Source organism: Fusibacter sp. 3D3, from assembly GCF_001748365.1.
Classification (GTDB): Bacteria; Bacillota; Clostridia; order Peptostreptococcales; family Acidaminobacteraceae; genus Fusibacter_A.
This window is the reverse complement of sequence record NZ_BDHH01000007.1, coordinates 168,286-186,720: the sequence shown is the minus strand read 5'-3', so window position 1 is coordinate 186,720 and position 18,435 is coordinate 168,286. Positions and strand designations below refer to the sequence as shown.

The 18,435-nt window shown below is 36.9% G+C and carries 11 protein-coding genes; 1 reads left to right on the top strand and 10 read right to left on the bottom strand.

Annotated elements, in window-relative coordinates; all coding sequences use genetic code 11:
- Positions 1-6 precede the first annotated feature (6 nt).
- The 3 genes from F3D3_RS10315 to F3D3_RS10305 are packed head-to-tail and all read right to left on the bottom strand — an operon-like array spanning position 7 to position 6,325.
- Positions 7-2,025, bottom strand: a complete 2,019-nt coding sequence (locus F3D3_RS10315; RefSeq protein ID WP_069873635.1) for a TolC family protein — start codon at positions 2,023-2,025, stop codon at positions 7-9.
- A 1-nt stretch (position 2,026) separates the two neighbouring features.
- Entirely contained in the window at positions 2,027-3,559 is a 1,533-nt protein-coding gene (locus F3D3_RS10310) for an MORN repeat-containing protein (protein WP_069873633.1), read from the bottom strand.
- Positions 3,560-3,577: 18 nt separating this feature from the next.
- Entirely contained in the window at positions 3,578-6,325 is a 2,748-nt protein-coding gene (locus tag F3D3_RS10305) for a HAMP domain-containing protein (protein ID WP_069873631.1), read from the bottom strand.
- A gap of 95 nt (positions 6,326-6,420) precedes the next feature.
- Between F3D3_RS10305 and F3D3_RS10300 the strand changes: the two genes are divergently transcribed.
- Positions 6,421-7,533, top strand: coding sequence for a hypothetical protein (locus F3D3_RS10300; RefSeq protein WP_069873629.1), 1,113 nt, complete (start codon positions 6,421-6,423; stop codon positions 7,531-7,533).
- A gap of 62 nt (positions 7,534-7,595) precedes the next feature.
- On the opposite strand, the gene F3D3_RS10295 is transcribed toward F3D3_RS10300, so the two are convergent.
- From F3D3_RS10295 to F3D3_RS10265, 7 genes are all read right to left on the bottom strand, one after another.
- Positions 7,596-10,613 (bottom strand): MFS transporter, encoded by a 3,018-nt coding sequence (locus tag F3D3_RS10295; protein ID WP_069873627.1) that lies wholly within the window; start codon positions 10,611-10,613, stop codon positions 7,596-7,598.
- Positions 10,614-10,628: 15 nt separating this feature from the next.
- Entirely contained in the window at positions 10,629-11,519 is an 891-nt protein-coding gene (locus F3D3_RS10290; RefSeq protein WP_069873625.1) for a DUF2156 domain-containing protein, read from the bottom strand.
- A gap of 168 nt (positions 11,520-11,687) precedes the next feature.
- Positions 11,688-13,205, bottom strand: a complete 1,518-nt coding sequence (locus F3D3_RS24095) for an HD-GYP domain-containing protein (protein ID WP_069873623.1) — start codon at positions 13,203-13,205, stop codon at positions 11,688-11,690.
- A 20-nt stretch (positions 13,206-13,225) separates the two neighbouring features.
- Entirely contained in the window at positions 13,226-13,600 is a 375-nt protein-coding gene (locus F3D3_RS10280; protein WP_069873621.1) for a response regulator, read from the bottom strand.
- Positions 13,588-16,500, bottom strand: a complete 2,913-nt coding sequence (locus F3D3_RS24995) for an ATP-binding protein (protein WP_069873619.1) — start codon at positions 16,498-16,500, stop codon at positions 13,588-13,590. The genes F3D3_RS10280 and F3D3_RS24995 overlap by 13 nt, the downstream gene beginning before the upstream one ends.
- Positions 16,501-16,652: 152 nt before the next feature.
- Positions 16,653-17,456 carry a Nif3-like dinuclear metal center hexameric protein gene (locus tag F3D3_RS10270; protein ID WP_069873617.1) on the bottom strand — a complete coding sequence of 268 codons (804 nt, stop codon included), beginning with the start codon at positions 17,454-17,456 and terminating at the stop codon, positions 16,653-16,655.
- Positions 17,457-17,477: 21 nt separating this feature from the next.
- Positions 17,478-18,245, bottom strand: a complete 768-nt coding sequence (locus F3D3_RS10265) for a class I SAM-dependent methyltransferase (protein ID WP_069873615.1) — start codon at positions 18,243-18,245, stop codon at positions 17,478-17,480.
- Positions 18,246-18,435 lie beyond the last annotated feature (190 nt).

The following is an 18,435-nucleotide window of genomic DNA, read 5'->3' as shown; positions in this document are numbered from 1 at the left end:
CACCCTCTATTTTTCTGTTGAGACTAAAACGCCTTGTTGAACTGGTTCAGTTTCTGGTATAAGACTTAATTTCATGACATGATCTTCACCAAGTAAGAGTTCTATTTGATATTGTTCAACGTCCGTAAGAATCAAGGTTAAATCTTCAAGGGGAGTCCCTTTTTTAACAAGGTCATTTATTGGTGAACCATCGCTCTTGATTATTCTATAGTGATCATATCCAATTTGATCACTTATGCTAATGGCTAGACTACTTCTCAATAAATCAGATTGAGCCAACTTAAAAGTGCCAATAGGTAATTTTAAATCTTTAGGATTGGTTTTTATAGGTTCCAATTTTAAAGTCCCTTGATAACCTTCACCTTCTATTTTAGACTTATATTTAGGTAAATCCTTTGTATATAAGACAACAGACAACTCTGATGAACTATCAAAGGCAAGCGGTAAATGCTCAAGTGTTTCCGCTATTGGCGTCAGCCCCCCAACGGGGAGCCCATTTGCATCAAACAATCTGTAATGTGTCACTTGTAGTTCAGCAGAAAGATTTACACCGAATATGAACTTGAGGCTGCTATAGGGTGTTTCAATATACCAAAAGGGTTCACTACTCCCCTCCATAGATTTGACATTAGACACACCAGAGTCATAGTTCCCCGTAGCAAAGTCCGCGTTGCTTGTGAGCGCTGCCACGCCTCCAGAGGTATTAAAATCAAGTGCCGCTATGAATTTTGAAAGTGAAATTTTCGATAGAAATTGAGCGAGTTCGAGTTCCTTTAGGACCTCTTTTGCCTGCTGAACTTCTGCAAAAGAAACGATACCCGCGAGGTTATCTTTTTTCAGTTGTTCGTAACTTGAAGTGGCAAGCGCAATCGTTTCGATACTTTGCTTGATCACGAGATCCATTTGCTTGACCGCATCATAGCTGTCCTTGATCTTTTGAGTCGTCAAAGTGATCATCGCGGCTTCTGCGACTCTCTTTTTATCCCGTTCGCCCAGTGCGACGATCAGAGGGTATTTTTCGTTTTCAAAATATCTCAGTGCCGTATATTCGCCTTGAAACCATCTCATTGGTATTTTGATCTTGAAAAATAAGAGATTGATGACGTACACTTTTTGCCATTTGGCATCTATATTTTGAAGCATTTGCTCATAATTTTGAAAAAGCGCCGCATAATCAATTTTAGGTTTATTTAACTCTGAAGAGAGTATATTCACTTTTGAACCATAGTAGTTTTTGTAAATATCATAGACTTCTGTGACTTCTTTTTCAGAAAGTTTTCGGTCTTGTGTCGCCACATAAACCTGATAATCCTTTGAAAGTCCAATTTGAATTAATGCATCCAAATCCGTTCTTGTCAACTTCACCTCGATGAGTTCATTTTTAAAGGTATAGCCTCTTGTAATATCGATTCCAATAATTTCAGAAAATTTTTCTTTCGATGTTTCAAATTCAAGGGTCACTTTGGTTAGCGTGTCTTTTGATTGATCCAATGAAGCTTTGATTAATTCTAAATCTGCTTGAGTTGTTTCTCCCGCCAAATACCCTTTATATAACCTTTCATAAGTCGAAGCTAAATCTTTATTTTTATCGGTTTCAAATTTTAGGACGGCTTCTTTTTCTAAAATACTCAGAAAAGCATTTTTGACTTCAAACTCCAATTTATGAACTTCAAATTTATATTGCTCTTTTAATTTTTGAATATCATTATCAATTTTAGGAAGCTTCATGATGAGTTCTATCTCTTTTGGCATGGCGTGTTTTTCAGGAAAAGAGATGTCAAAGAGCAATGCAAATCTCACTGTGGTTTCTTTTTCTCTTATATCTTGAAGACCTTCAACCGCTTGCCTTCTTTCAACCCCTTTTTTAATGAGGTCAAGTTTCACCAAATTAATCGCAGCGCTATTTTGTTGTGCAAGTGAAATCGCCACTTTCATATCCATAGTTCTACTGGCATCGTCTATGGGGAGTTGTGGCATAATCAGTGTTAAGATTAGTAAAAGGAGCAATGTCTTCTTAATGAGCATATCAGCCTCCTATAGGGGTTTCATATTCATAAAAGATCAATTCAAGTGTATTGAAATCAAAGTACATATTCATTTGTGAACTGGCTTGAGGCACCTGTAGCACAAAGTACGCATGACCCTCTACGCTTTTAGCAGAAGCTGTGGAATCTTCGAGTTTCGCCTTGACCTCGTCAAGACTCATGCCCTTTTGCCATTTATGCGTTAAATTGAAGTCTTTGATCACGATTTTATAGAGAATGGGCTCAAGCACATCCGTTGGATACACAAAGTAGAAGTCACACTTTGCTTTCGAATATGAAAGGACATAATAATTTTCTGACTGAATCACTTCTCCTGATTCTAAAAAGCGCTGCCGAACATCTCCGCTGCTGAGTCCAAGTAAAGATTCAAAAAGCGCATCGCCTTCAAGCCAATCCCCTGTATAAACTTTTTCGTTTTGAATATAATAAGTGCCAATGCCGTTGAATAAACTCTTATCAAAGTTGCCATCATAGATGAGCTGATCTGTGGAAGCATTGTATTGTTTGCCTTCGCCCGAGTAATAGCCCAAAGCAAAGTTACCTCTATAAATCAACTTGCCCTCCTCAGAATACTGTTGCCCAAAGCCGTTGTATTGATCGCTTGCAAAATTGCCTTCATATGCCAATTGACCATTATCGAAAAATAATTTGCCAGAACCTTCAAAGACACCATTTGAAAATTGACCACTATAAAGCTTTAAACCCTCTAGGGTCATCAGAGTCCCTTCCCCATGATACTTGCCATTCAAAAAGCTACCGGTATACTGAATCATACCGTTGTCAAAATAGGACACACCATAACCGTTTTGAAGACCTTGTGTAAATGCACCTGAGTAAATGAGCTGATTCTTGTCATTATAAAGTTTCCCAGAACCCGTAAATAATCCATTTTCAAATGTCCCCTCGTACAAAGTCGAGCGATTATTTTGATATAAAATACCAATGCCATTAAAAGTGTTGTTTTCAAAGATGCCTTTATAAATGACATCTCCATTTTGAGCATATAACGTGCCTTCACCAGCATAGACATCTTCTCTAAACTGTCCTCTGTAAACTAACTGTCCGAGATCATCATATTGAATGCCATTTTCTTGGCATTTTCCTTCGACCATTCTGCCTTCAAACACAGTAATGCCACTGCGATTAATGAGTTTAACCTTACCCGTATACGTCTCTAATAAGGGTTCCGTAAGCATGAATGTAGGTGTGTAAAGGCGTCCTCTTACCAAAGGCACAATCACGGTTTGACTGATTGCAATGAGCAGTAAAAATAAGACACATAGTACAATGACTAATCTTTTAGCATAGTATTTATTCCCGATGAGTACATAATCGGACTTTTGTTCTGGCGCACGCTTTAAAACCGCAATGGTATCTTTTACCGTGGTCTTAATGACTTTCCCAACTTTGCTTTTAAGAAATATACTCTTTCGCAATTTTCTTTTGAGCAATTTAAGCGGTCTTAAAAATGCAGTTTTTGCAGTTTTGAACATATATTTAATCAAATTGCCCATTAAGCTCACCTCTATAGGTTAGTATCGTCCTAGCGGTTTCTCTAAAGTATTTGGATCTAGATCGAGTTTTTCACACTTGAAAAGATATTCTTTAGAAACTTTGTCACGACCATTTGCTTTTATAACGCTTATGAAATCTTTTTTGGCCTCAGCATAACGTGCGGCTTCATAAAACCGCAATGCGGATTCAAACCGTTCTTTTGATTTCACAAAATCTTTCTGTGTTGCAATTTGTAAAGTTGCTAGCCACTCAAAAAGACTTATCGATTTATCGGATTGCTCATCTTCCAACTGCCCTATATATCGGATCATATCATCTGACTGATGGATCTTAGCCTTCAAAGTATCACTTAAGAGCACGCCTGTATCAAACTTAGTTGCAATTTTATTCATTTCAGTGACTTCATTGACACACTCGCTTATAACCGATGTTGTCAATCTATTTTCATCTCCAACGATGCCCAATAGGACCTCTCCTAAATGGATACTGATATTGGTTTTTACAGGTAAGTCAAGTGCACTGATATGTTGCATGATCATAGAGGCCGTAGACATTGCTTCTTCTTCTTTGGTAAATAAAGCTAGCACGCCAGCGTTTCTAAATTCACCCACAAGTCCATTTTGAGCGTGTATACTCCTTGCATACTCTTCAAAGAGTTTATTTAAGATATCCAGTTGCTCTTTAGATGTTTTGCCCCTTACGAGATCAAAATAATTGGCAGTATTGATATAAACCACAGTCATTTCCTGCTTTGTATAATTGCCAAGCGCCACTTCTGTGATGCTTTTCTTATGGAGCAGTTCAAAGAACTTAAGCGGAATAAATTTATAGTAAATTTCATTCATTTTCGTAAGTTCTGTAATATAATCTTTGATAAACAGCGACATTTTATTGAACATGCCCGAGAGTTCACCGATCTCATCATGAGTGTGAACGGGGACCGTAACGCCCCAATTGCCACTGCTGATTTCGTCAACAGAGTCATTCAAATTGCGAAGCGGTAAAATAACACGGTAGATGACGATTGACATGAGCAATAAAATAAAACTGACGATTACGAGGTTTAAGGTGACCAAACTACCATAATAGCCTTGAATATAGTAAGTGTAGCTTTCTTTACCCGTTCCGATCTCAAGCAAACCGATGACTTGATTCTGCGCATCTCTGATGGGGGTTACTGCAAAAACCCATTCGCCTGTTATATCTGAATTATCCGCTAAAACGGTTCTATTTTCAGTAGCTGCTTTTATATAAGATTGATGTGAACGTTCGCCATAAAGGTATTGGGTTGTTGCCCAAAATTCAATTTCATCTCCTGTTACGACATGTATTTTATCGCCCTCATATTTGTAAATTACAGAATAGTACCAACGATCATAAGTCTTTAACGCAAGATCATTAAATTCCTGACCGTTAACTTTTCTTTCTTGGGTTAAGGCCATATAGCCTGGATTGGCATAATCTTCAAGACCATCAATTTCTTTTAGATGAGCCACCGTAATTTTAGAAGCACGTTCTTTTGAAAAACTAAACAATTCTGCGAGCAAATCATTCTTCGCTAAATTCGTAAAATAGCCAAAGCTTACTGAAAGCGAAATCATTGGAATCAAGAGCACTAAAGGCAGTAAAATAGTTCCAAATTTTATAATGAGAGAACCTCTACTCTTTTCGTAAGCGTACATCACAAATCCGACAATTAAAGCCAATAGTCCGATGATCAGAAAGTGCTTAAAGAAAGTCCGCATATGATGAGTGCCACTGTACTCTATGTCACTCATGGCAATTATAGATTCATCTCTATCTATAAATACAAACCGATTCCCTTGAGCGTTAAAACGCACATTTCCAGTGATACTCTTTGAGTTTCTCAGGGTCACTAAATTGGCATCTTTATATTTGAGTTTCTCGATTTTACTGACGTCATCCATGCCACTTCTAATCACTTCATAGCGCTTTTGATCTGTATCAATCGTGACGACATCACTTGTCAGTTCATTCATAAATGCAAATGTGGAATGATCGTATGAGTTGAGTTTTGAAACTTGCATACGTTCTGGCATCGCTTCATATTGGATCACTTCAAAATTGCCATCGTAATATTGATAAAGCAACCCTTTAACTGTTGAAAATATAACGTTCCCGCTGTTTAAATACAAGATATCCTTGACGTATAAGGTGGGGTCAAATTTTAAATCTTTGATCACCTGAACTTCTTCATTGTAAATATTAATTTGAGATATGATTACATTTGATGGATCTGCAGCCGTTTTTTGAATCACAAAAAGATGATGATCAACAAGATAAGCTTTGTTGATCAAGGCATACTCCACAGCACCTGTTGAGTGATAATCAACCTTATAAAGGGTTTTAATTTGTAAAGTATCAGGGTAAATTTTAATAATTTCTTCAGATTGGACATAGTAATTATCCGCATTTTTTAAAGATCTGTGAAGATACAGATTGCCCTCTGAATCCATACTGAGATTATCATAATCAGAAAAAGTGGATTTAGCATCCTTAGGCAATGGATACGATTTTAGAATTTCACCTTTTTTAGAAATGCGTATGAGATTATAGGTGGGTCTAAGATAGTTGATAAAAGATTCTATCATACTTTCAGAAGTTTCTTTTTGAAGGATGACCATCTCGTCATCTGGAGCGGCTAAAACGTCAATAACATGCTCTAGATCGAGATTTTCAATCCAGTATGTAAAAATGCCACTCAACAATACAGTCAACAGTACTAAAACCAAAATTTTTCTCATATTGTGCGCTCCCCTTCTAAAAATAGATATTTGAACTTAACCGTTTATTTTTCTGATAAAGTGATATAAGTAACATATAGTTTGGAGGTGATTTGATGCAAGGTGCACTTATTTCAGATAAATACGTAGTTGTGGATGTGGTTTCTACGAATGCAAGTATGACCATTTATAGATGCTTAGAGCCGCACAAAAAACAAGAGACACACTACAGAATTCATCAAATTAAAGATCGAGCCCTTATCAAGTATTATTTAAAATTTTTAGATCGATTTAGTCAGACGTTACCGTTTGTAGAATCATTTGTTGCTTTTGGCGATCTCTACTTAATTTTTAAGGATTATTCAGATGAACCTGCAATCCATCACAGCCAGTTCAATGATGCCTCTAAAAAAGATTTTATACTGAAGCTTCTGGCAAAACTTTCGCTTGATAGTACTTTACCCAATTTCATTAAATATACGCTCATAAAATCTGATAATTTAAGAGTTGATTCAAATAAAATTTTGCATTTTAATGTTACTTTGGATTTACTAAACCCAGATTCCTTTGACCATTTCAAATCGGTTCAGAAAAAAGTAGCCACCCAAATTGAAGCTTTAACTGAAGAGCACGATGAGCTGAACGTTTTTATTATGAATTGCGAGGCTGGAATCTATAAAGATTATATCAGTATGCTTGCTGATTATAAGTATTTTTTAGGGACAATAAATGAACATCAAGAACCTTGGTTTTATGAAAAACTTTTAGCAGTAGTCCTTTGGATTAAAAATCACTTTAGAACGTTGGTCTATCTTTCAATCTTGCTCATGGTCATCGTTTATGTCACGACCCTGTTTTCTAACTCTACGGCTGAGAGCAATAAGCCTTATGTCAAGGATTTAATCGGCGTAGTACGCTATGATGATCCCTATAGTGAAACGGCTGAGGAGACTGAAACCGTATCTGTATACGTCCCCAAAATGAATGCACCTCCAAGTACCGTTGAGCCACAAGAAAAAATGAGTCATGATTATACACTCTTTATAGTGCCTCCTGGAGATTACTTGTATAAAATTTCACTTGAAACTTACGGCGATGAAAAATATGCCTATACACTTTCTGTTTTCAATGGTTTAGAAGACCCCAATTATCTGCCGGTCAACTATCCTCTTAAACTGCCATTACCTGAGCAAATTGAAATGCTTTACAACCTCATTGGCAAACCCTAAAAAATAGCCCCATCGACATGGTCCATCTCTTTAATGGGTCGAAACTGTCGATGGGGCTTCTCTTATTCATCCGTATCCGAAACAACTACTTGAGTTCCAATTGGAATGAATAACACTCCAAATCCAACAGTGATCACCCCTATTATACCAATTCCAAGTTGATCTCCAAACCCAATGGCAATACCAAAGGCAAGCGCGCCAAGCATCTTCCCAATCTGAGAGAAAAATTCTAAATAACCCGCTGCAATGGATTTGCCGATTTTTTGTGATTCTTTAATCGCTAAGAAATAAGTGGTGTAAACGCTGTCGCCAAAGCTATCCGAAATTGCCAAGATCAATACGGCCAGTACAGCGCCTAAAAGTGTTCCAGTAACAGCATACACAAGCAATGAAATGCCTGTTAATATACTTGCAATGGCAGAAGCATTTTTCACCCCAAAAGTTTTTTCTGTAAAAGTGCTCATGGATGGACCAAAATAAACGATAAACAGGCCATAAAGTGAGAAAACAATTCCGATCATTGAAGTCGTCAATCCTTTTGCCTCAGCAAACAATGGGAAAAAATATTCTAAATACATGTAACACAAAAGTGCAGGCACGAGTATAAGCGTGAGAAACGCGGCAATACTCTTTCTTGAAAAATAATAAAGCCATGACATTTTCTGATTGTTTTTATCAAGGGTATCCTCCGTTATAGGCGGTTCTGCCTCTTCAATATGAAACGCCATGGTGTCGTATTGTCTTAAAAATAGGCGTTCAAATAATATGGCGATGACACCTATTCCAGCCATAATAAAGAAAACATTAAAATAGCCCATCTTATCCACAAGATTCGCACCAAAGACGACGCCGAGATTGACCCCAGCAATGGCACCGGACATCATATTTGCGAAGGTTTCGTTTCTCTGTGCCACCGTCTTCCCCGTGTTCACAAAAGCGTGCATCGTCATCTGTATAAACCCATTGCCAATGCCTGCAATCCCTCTGATAATGATAAAAACCAATAGTGATCTCGTCAAAGCTGTGGCAATGGCAGCTCCAATTAAAATGATGATTCCCATATAAAATATGAGTTTCCAACCTTTCTTTTCTGCAATAAACCCAGCAATGACAATGGTTATAGCCGCAAACAACACTTCTGTAAATATAGGGAGTCCAATCGCCATCGACATGGATAGATTGCCAATAGGACTGTAAATAGATTTTGCCATTAGAGGAATGAACGCCGTACACATGAAGATGACAATATAAGTGAGCAAAGCAAGCGTTCTTAAGGCATTGAGTTCATTAAATTCTGGATTGATTTCATGTGCTTTTGACGATGCACTCTGCAATCGATGTGCTTTTCTTTGCTCCAACCAATTGGATAAAAATGTCACTTCAGAAATCAATAAGATTATGATGATGGTAATGGATATGATGTCGGTAATGATTTTATTGACGATATTTTTATTCCATTCATCAAAAATGTACTTGTTCATGCCCACTTCAATGATTGCAACAACTTCATCTTTTGAATTGTAAACAGGGCCCATAGCGAAAAGCCATTCACCATCGGCATCCGTTTCCGTCCCATGTGTGATTTTACCTTGAAAGGCGTCGTAAAAGTAATTAAAATCGGGATCGTCAGTCCAAGCGTTGAAGGTATAATAAGGGGTCACACTATTATCATTGTACATAAGTGCATAGTAACGGTCATCTGTAATCGTATAGAGCGCCGTATATAGGTTTTCGTCCCAAACTTCTTGATTATAGTTGACCATGCGTTGGAGATCATCATAAACCACTTGATACTCTTCGGTATAAAAATCAGAGGGCTGTTTGATGGCATCCACGGCATCGCCATGTATGACAAATTTAGAACCTTGAACGAGTAATTTCAAGTTATTCGTAGCTTGTTCCACCAAAATCTCATTGTAGAAATTAATCGCAAGTGATGACGTTAGAATCGTTGCAATTAAAACCACTAAAATAATAGCGGCCGTTTTTTTGAAACCTCTTGGTATGCCATTTTTCAAGACATCTTTCAAGAGCCAATTTATTAACAAATAGGCACTTAAAATCATTAAGAAGATTGAAACCCATGCAATGATTCGAAGGATCAAAATAGAGGACGAAGGTTTTAGCTCTGAGATACTCTTATAAGCGCCCGCCTCAGATTTAAGTGTAATGCTCTCATCATTGACGGCGATATAGGATGCACTTAATACATCGAAATTATAATAAACTTCATCGTTTACCGTGCTGTATTCACTACTTGAAAAGACTTTTTCAACTTGACTTCCATTGATTTTAAAGAGGCCAAATTGTCCAAGATCGTTAAAAAATAAGGTTTTAGACTGGGCATCATATTGAATGCCCCATATACTAGAGGGATTTTCTTGACTGAGTAATCGGGCATCAAAGAGCGTTTGAACCTTCATTTTATTTGTATCCACAGATTGGATAAAGCCTTGTTTAGAAGCATAAAACCAATGCGTTTCATCCCTCATATCAACATCTTGTATCATTTGATCTGCCATTTCAAAAGCAAAAAAGCCCATGGGTTCTTCCGATTTGTCAGAATAAAGGTTAATCCCTTCGTTTACCAGTACAAACCAATATAAATGTCCCTCAAAGTACTTTAATCCTTTCATAGCAGGGGTTAATTTTGACTGAGATTCATCTGGAAGTTTAAAGACTTGCTTGATAAATTTCCCTGTGTTATCAAAGACACTAATCGTTTCTGTTTCTAGATACGAGCCCGTATCGTCCCATCGACTGTGCATCACATATAAATTTCCATTTTCATCCGTATCGATTTCATTGGCTGTGTAAAAACTGTCAGCTGTTCTTTTGCCACCTTCAATCGTGTATATGAGCTGATCATTATTGGCTATTTTACGAATGGCTCTATTGGAATCGCTTACAATGTAAATGCTATGATCTTCCCCCAAGGCAACGCCAGAAGTATTGGTCAGGTGAATGTTCTCAAAAGGATTAACTTTAAAATGGGTATAAGTGAAGCTTATCCCAATTGTAGCTATAAAAAAGATCATGAGCAGTACAATAATCGTCTTTTTGGAATAGTGTTGTCTCATATAATCAACTGCCCCCTAGTCTATAAATGTTATTGTCCCCTTAATAATTAAATGATTTGGTCTGTAGAGTTCCTTTGCAATTCGCAGACCTTCAATACCCATATCTTCCTCTAAACTGATATATTTAAACTCATTTTGATAATAGCGTGATACATTGCGTTTTAAGATATCATATACCCCTTTATATGATCTTATCCCTTTTTCATAGTGAACGAGCACTATATCTTCAGTCAGCGGTTCGGCAATGATAACCCCTATGACCTCACCCGATACCATGAGCATAAAACCTTCGCATTTTAAGTGTTCTAAGTGATCTAAGATGTTGAGAATGCCCTCCTTTTCAGATTGCACGATCAGATCATCTTCTTCTCGGTCATGATGCCATTTCTCGATCAGATCCAAAACGAGCGGATAGTGAACCGTTTCATATTGGATAAACTCGGCCGGATAATGGGTTTCGAAATGCTTGCAAAGTTCTCTCTTGCGTCTTAACTTTTTATCGTCGTACGACGCGATTTGCTTAATTTTATAAATATATTCAAATTCATTGCGATTGATTGTAAAATTGAATTGGCGTGGATTTGCCGATTTGATTTCAGCCATCATTTTGGGTGTTAAAGCCTTGATGATCAAAGGCTTATGGATCCCCTTAAACTCATTTTTTAAAGCTTCAATTGAAGCGTGTAAATTGCCGATCCCCATAGGCATGTAGACATATTCTTCATTTGAAAATGGATCTTTCCCTCTCACCACAAGGTTCCCATTCAATATTGTATAAGAGAGCTTGTAAGCCGTTTTCCAGATATTCAGATGTGTAAAATTATAATCGCTCAGCGGATAAGGCTTTAATTTTATCATTTCTTCAAAAATGTTTTTGTCTTCAAACGATATTGATTTCCAATCCACATAATCACTTCCCCCTTTTTATTCATAATTGCCCCATAAGTGTTTTATACCCGACAAGTGCCATTCAATTCATAAAAAAAGTCCATAAAACAATTATAATTAGAGTGTCAAAAGTCAAAATTTGAGCGACCCTCTATAGATTGTTTATGGACATGCGTTATTAAAAATTTAATTATAATTATGCGCTTCAAATATAGAGTTGAAGCTTAAATGTTCTTTTTTAAAGACCGCTAAAACTTGAGGATCAAAATGCTCTGGCATAACTCTGCCATCTCCGTTTAGGATTATATCACAAGCTTTTTCATGCGTAAATCCCGGTTTATATGATCTTGAACTTCTAAGCGCATCATAGACATCTGCAAGTGAAACGATTCGAGCTGAAAGTGGTATTGCCTCACCTTTTTTTTGATTGGGGTAACCACTGCCATCAAATTTTTCGTGATGGTTCAGTGCAATCTCCGATGCCATTTTTAAATAATCAGAGGCGCCAACGATCCGTTCACCATAAAGCGTGTGTTGTTGCATTTCATAAAATTCCCTTTCATCAAGAGGCCCTTTTTTTTGAAGGATACTATTGTCCACGTAAATTTTACCCACATCGTGCATTTGGGCGCTTTTCGCAATTTCTTTTACAAATGAATTCTCAAGACCTAATGCCATGGCAATGAACTTTGCATATTCATTAACGCGTTTAATATGCTGGCCTGTTGAATCGTCGCTGGCCTCTGCCGCTCTTGCAAGCGCATCTAACGTGTAATTAAAAGCGCCTTCGACGTCAGATAACTTCATCTGAATGTTTTCCAGTAAATCCAGTGTAACTGTAGCAGATTTTAAAATAGAGGCTTCATAGCTGCTGACCGAGTGTTCGTAATTACATCCAATAACGACCATTTGATCCAGACCATAACCCGCAAAATTTTCAACAGCGGCCATGTCATTCAGCATTTCGTCCGGAAACATTTTAGATGTAGAGTCTATATCCGATAAGTGAGATTCAAACAAATTAATCTTAAAGCCGTTTTCTGCAAAAACATCAAATCCAAAAGAATGATCCATGGGGACTTTAGAAATACTTATATTTACATAGTTATCATCAGGCTTTTCACGAAGATATAAATTGGCTTTGTAATTATCGCCAACCTTTATCAAGATCCAGACATACTGAGGTTTATTATTCAAAAGGGGATTGTCCATGAAAATACTATTGATGATGTCATTATAGAGTTTTACAGGATCTAGAGTATTGTGTTCTAAGTAATTTGCCATAATGCTTTTAGTATCTGTGGTCAACGCATCCATTGTGTCATACGCCTGTGAAACTTTATTATATTGCCTTTTAAATTGAATGCCTTGTTTCAAAAGGCAACTCGACTGTAAAATAAAGGCATCCAAAGGCAGTAGCAATTCATCTTCAAGTGCAATTTCCATCCTTTTTGCAGAAGAAACTTCACCTATATAAAGAATGGGGATATAATCAAGATCGTTGATGGTCTTAATGACTTGAATCATTTGTTCACTGAGATCATTAAGATCAACAAAGATATAACACGGTGATAACAAAAAACACTTTTGCATGATATCGCTACCACTGGTTTGCGTTAACGCATACTCATTGGGGTCAATGTTTGATTGAAGCTGTTCTAATAACAGTTGATTTTTGGAGATCAAAAGCACATTATTTATCATTTCAAGCAATTCTCCTCTTTTTAAGTCGACACATCAGTTCGCAAAACTTCATTTAGAACACTGATGACTTTTTCTTGATCAATCGGTTTAATAATATAATGTTTAGCCCCATTTTTCAAGGCATCGTACACCATCTTCTTTTGATTAAGTGCGCTGATCATTACAATTACAGCATCTGGAAATTTACTTACGATGGCTTTTGTAGCTTCCACACCTGTCATTACAGGCATTGAAATATCCATAGTCACTAAATCTGGCCTATACTTTTCGTATTGTGCACACGCTTCTTTTCCATTTTGTGCTTCTGCAACAATAGTATGTCCAACATCCGTGAGTATTTTTTTTAAATTCATTCTCATAACGGTTGAATCGTCTACAATCATTATTCTTGCCATAGAGATTCCTCCTCTATATAATTACTTTCGATTTGAATCATATGCACACTCCATTCATATTTTTCGTATTGAAGATTAAAAGTCAATATTTCAGCGTTTGTATATTTGACATAAGCACCATTATTGGTAATAATAGCAGGGATGCCCATGTGTAAAAATTCACTTGTGTCATCTAGCCGCCCCAGTGTATTTCCAAGAACTGTGTTTGCAATTTCTGCGAGGACATCTTCAATATATGGTTCCATATCCTCATCCTTATTGATTTCTATTAGAAAACTGCTTGCAAGCTTTTGAGCCATAGGCTGATTTACGCTGATCATAATCAGCGCATTGATAACTCCTTTTAGACTCACAAGGGCTGTCAACTGTTTCAATTCAATTTTCTTAGATTTTAGAATTTCTGTAAAAGTTGTTATGGGATGACCTTCAACCTGATTTCTCAAGTAATCTGCTGAAGTATTCGCCAAAGTTTCCATCAGATGCATAGGCACAATAGCTTCAATTTCAGTTTTACCCTCCAATGGAAGTTCGAATATAAACGTCGTCCCCTTGCCAAGTTCTGAATCTACCTTGATTGTCCCCTGAAGCGCTTCAACCTCTTTTTTAACTGCAGATAAGCCAACGCCGCGACCAGAAAACAGGGTAACCTCTTCTTTGGTCGAAAAGTTATCGTCAAATATTTTAGAAAGCAATGTCGATACACTCATTTCATCGAGTTGCTTTGGACCATACCCCGAATGGGTCAGTTTCTCTTTAATGCGTTCTAGGTCAATCCCCCTGCCATCATCCATAATGGTTATTTCTACAGATTCACCCCGTTTTTTTATGAGACACTTGACACTGCCCATCATTTCTTTGCCTGCATCCACACGCTCATCTGGAGATTCAATCCCGTGATCCACCGCATTTCTAAAGACATGCACCATACTTTTGCTGAAATCTTGGAATCTAAGTTCATCCACTAATAGATTTTCGGATTCAATTTCAAAATTGTAAAGGGTTTTATCTAACCGCTCAGCAAGTTTTAGCGTGTAGTCAGGGTACATTTTGAAGAGATCTTTTATGGGTTTATAACAGAGACTCCTTATTTCAGGCAACAAAATTTTACAATCTTGTTCGGATAAAATAGTTTGCATTTTATATTCAATTTCTATAATCCGGGATTTTTCAATTAAGAAATAATCATCTTGTAGCATGTAATCATCCCCGATATAGGTTTTGATAATGTTAATATCGTGATCATAAGCGGACATAAGCGCTTTTGTATCCAAACAAGAATCTACGTTGCAGCTGCCTTCACTTCGAATGATGTTTAAAAGCTGATTTTCAGCAATGTGAAGCGCATCCGATAATTGAACCACATCAAACTGGCTAAAGTTACCTTTAAAGGTATGAAGTTGACGCATGATGTATTGAAGATTTTCCTCTTGATTTTGTGCAAATTGCCATTGGCTCTCTATGCCTTCTGCCATAAAGCGTTCAAAACTTTCAGCAACTTCAATGAACATGGTGCGATTGACTAAAGCTTTTACAACCATTTTCAAAATATGCTGTTCTTTATCCATTTGAGCTTCTAATTTTCTTTTTTCAGTGATATCGGTTAATATGACAATCATTGATTTCTTATTTGCATCTCGCTTTGAAAGTCTGTAGTCAATCTCAATAATATGATCATTGAGACACACTTCATCTGGTAACAAGGGCAAATAGAGTTTGGTCATGGCTGACTCTTCTTTTAGAATCATTACAAGAAGTTCATCCACAAAAGCGCCCTGGTCAGGATCATCTGGGAAAATTAATTTTGAAAACACGCGATTCGTAATATTGTGATTGAATATATCCATGCACTCCTTAGAATATTCACTGTGAATCATCAAATCTTCATCAAATCTTAAAAAGCCCTGCCCCACGTTATCTAAAATATCTTTCATCTGAACATTCATAGACTCAAGTTGATTGTTAATACGAATGAGGTGAGTCCCTTTTTCTTCAAGCTCTTCATTTTGAGCGGTCAACTCCACCCGATGGTCTTCTAGAGTTTCAGCATAATCTCTCATTTTTTCTATGATCAAATTTGTGGCTGATGCGAGGTTTGCCATTTCAAGCATTGGTTTTTTTAAAGACACCTCAGTTGTGAATGCAGATTCTATATCGCCTTCTGCTAAATTATTCAATTTTAATTGTAGCTCTTTAAGTGGATTGGTCAATGATTTCGCCATGACTTTGCTTATAAAAAATGAAACGATATTTGAAAGTAAAGTGGCAAAAATAAAGATGCAAATTAAAATAAAAGTGATACTCACTAAAATATACGGATTAAACATCACTCTAACGGTGCCAACGTTTTCGCCTAATGAATTTCTAAATGCCTGCTCGGAGACATAGAAATAGTGCGTGCCCAATGGGTTGTTTTCTGGATTTTCGATATCCATACTTTCTGGAAGTGTAGAAAAAACAGGAGTCTCTTTTACATCAATTTCTACAAATACGAATTCTACTTCAGTAAGACCCTCGGTATCTGTTTTTTCAAAATTCTCCATATTCATGAGTTCTTCTTCCGTACGGAGTACAAATCCTGAACTCATATTAAAATAAAATTTGTTGCCAATCGCATTAAGCCATCTTTGATATTGTTCATTGTCAGGGTCAATATTTTCTACTGATTTTTTTCCGAACTTTCCTATAGACATTGGATTTTCTAGTTCTCCAACGATTTGACTCGCTATTATATTTGAGGTTGCCATTCCAAAAGTATTCATTGCACCTACTATGATTACAATAACCAATATACTTAAAATTAAATTTGAAACACTGCTATTTAAAAACATAAATTTCGTAATTTTATGTCTTAAGCTGTGTTTTGTTTTCTGCATCTGTTTCGTCTTTTCCTTTTTTTTCATGGCAACACGATCCCCTAACGCTTTATTTTATCCTATTGCTTTCATGATACCCAAAATTTGAAGAGACTTAAAGCAATATATCGTTAAAATATCATGAATTTATATATCCCACTTTAAGAGGTTCTCTTCAGCTTAAAGTGGAGCTCCATTTTCTATACATATTTGAATTGTGCTTTTTCTGTTTCGGTGACCATCGTAAAAACATCGTAATTTTTAAGGGCAATTTGCTCATCTAAAAGCGCTTTAAGACGCTCTAAGAAAACAGTTTCGCTTTCATAATGCCCTACATCTAATAAGGTCATTGTAGAACCGTTTACCAGTTGACTCTCATGATGTTTGACATCAGCCGTAATATATAAATCCGCATGTTCACTTAATGCTTGTTCGATAAAATCAGCTCCAGCACCACTACAAAAAGCGATACGCCTTATAGGTTTATCTAAAGTGCCGTTTGTGAGTTTTATGGTTTTTTGATTAAATAGCGTTTTTAAAGTGGCCACAACATTTTCTAAAGGCTGAGCTGCACTAAAATTACCCACGACACCATAACCTACATACGCTTCATCTTTCACAAGAATAGTCATATCCTCTAATTCAAGTTTTTCCCCTACGTAACGGTTAATCCCGTTTTCAAAAGAACGATCCATATTGGTATGAAGCGAAATGAGACTGATCCTGTTTTCAATTAATTTAATGATGAGTTTGCCAATACGCGTTTCAGTGGTGATCTGCTTTATAGGGTTGAAAATTAAAGGATGATGTGTGAGAATTAGATCGAACCCTTCGTCAAGTGCTTCTTCTAAGACCTCTTCTGTAAGATCTAGTGCAATTAGAATTCGGTCTACCTCGCGGTCTGAATGCCCGATGAGCAATCCGGAATTATCCCATGCATCGGCTAGACTTAAAGGTGCGATATGCTCTAATAATTTAAGTATTTTGCCCACTGAAGTAACCATAAAACCCTCCTTTACTTTTCGTTAATCCCGCTTCTTTAAATGCATCTCTAAATGCAGAGACAACAACTTGATTTGCTGTAACTTGGATTGGCACTGTGCATATTTGAGACTATCCACATTCTTAATTTTAGACTGAATCATTTCATATTTTTGACGCTTGTACGCCAAATAAGCCCTATAGACCACGATGCTCTCTGGATGTACCTTATACCCATATTCCAAATCCTTTGAAATTGCATAGACATAAAAACTGTCTTGACTCGATTTACTGATCGTCAATACAGGATTTAATTTCAAATCAAGGGCATTTGGCATTACGAAAAGTGCCTCATAGTATTTTTGATCCTCAAAAACGTAAAGGTCATTTACGATCTGAAAATGGTTTTCCAAAAGCCAAACTCTTAGAACATCTTGTTCGGTTTGCGGTTGCAGAAAAAAACCTTTAAAAGACTTTGTTTTTTCGATGTTGTTTGCCAATATGGCTTTGATCAAAGAACCGCCCATACCCGCAATGATGACGTAGTCCACTTCCCCATTTTTCAGGGGCTCTATACCCGATCCCAGTCTAAATTCAGAAGAGTTACCATAGGGGGATCCATGAAATGTATTTTTAGCATTTTCAAGTGGACCTGAATTAATATCGCATAAAATGGCATTTTTTATCCTGCCTTGCTCAAAAAGGTAATAGGGTAAATAGCCGTGATCAGTGCCTATATCTGCGATGCTTGAATCTGGCTCAATCCATTTCGCCATTTGGTTTAATCTCTGAGATAATTTTTGTTTTCTCACTTATTGTGCCTCAGTTCTTCTTTAATGATAGTGCTTGGTTTAATACGCCCTTTGAATTAGGGAGATGAACCCCGCTTTAAGAAGTGGGGTTCATCTCCCCAAGGGTTATACCAAAAAAAAGAATCCGCCTAAGCGAATGCTTTTTGATCTGCTTCAAAGCTTAGAGTGTCAGAAGCCAAAAGCTGAAAAC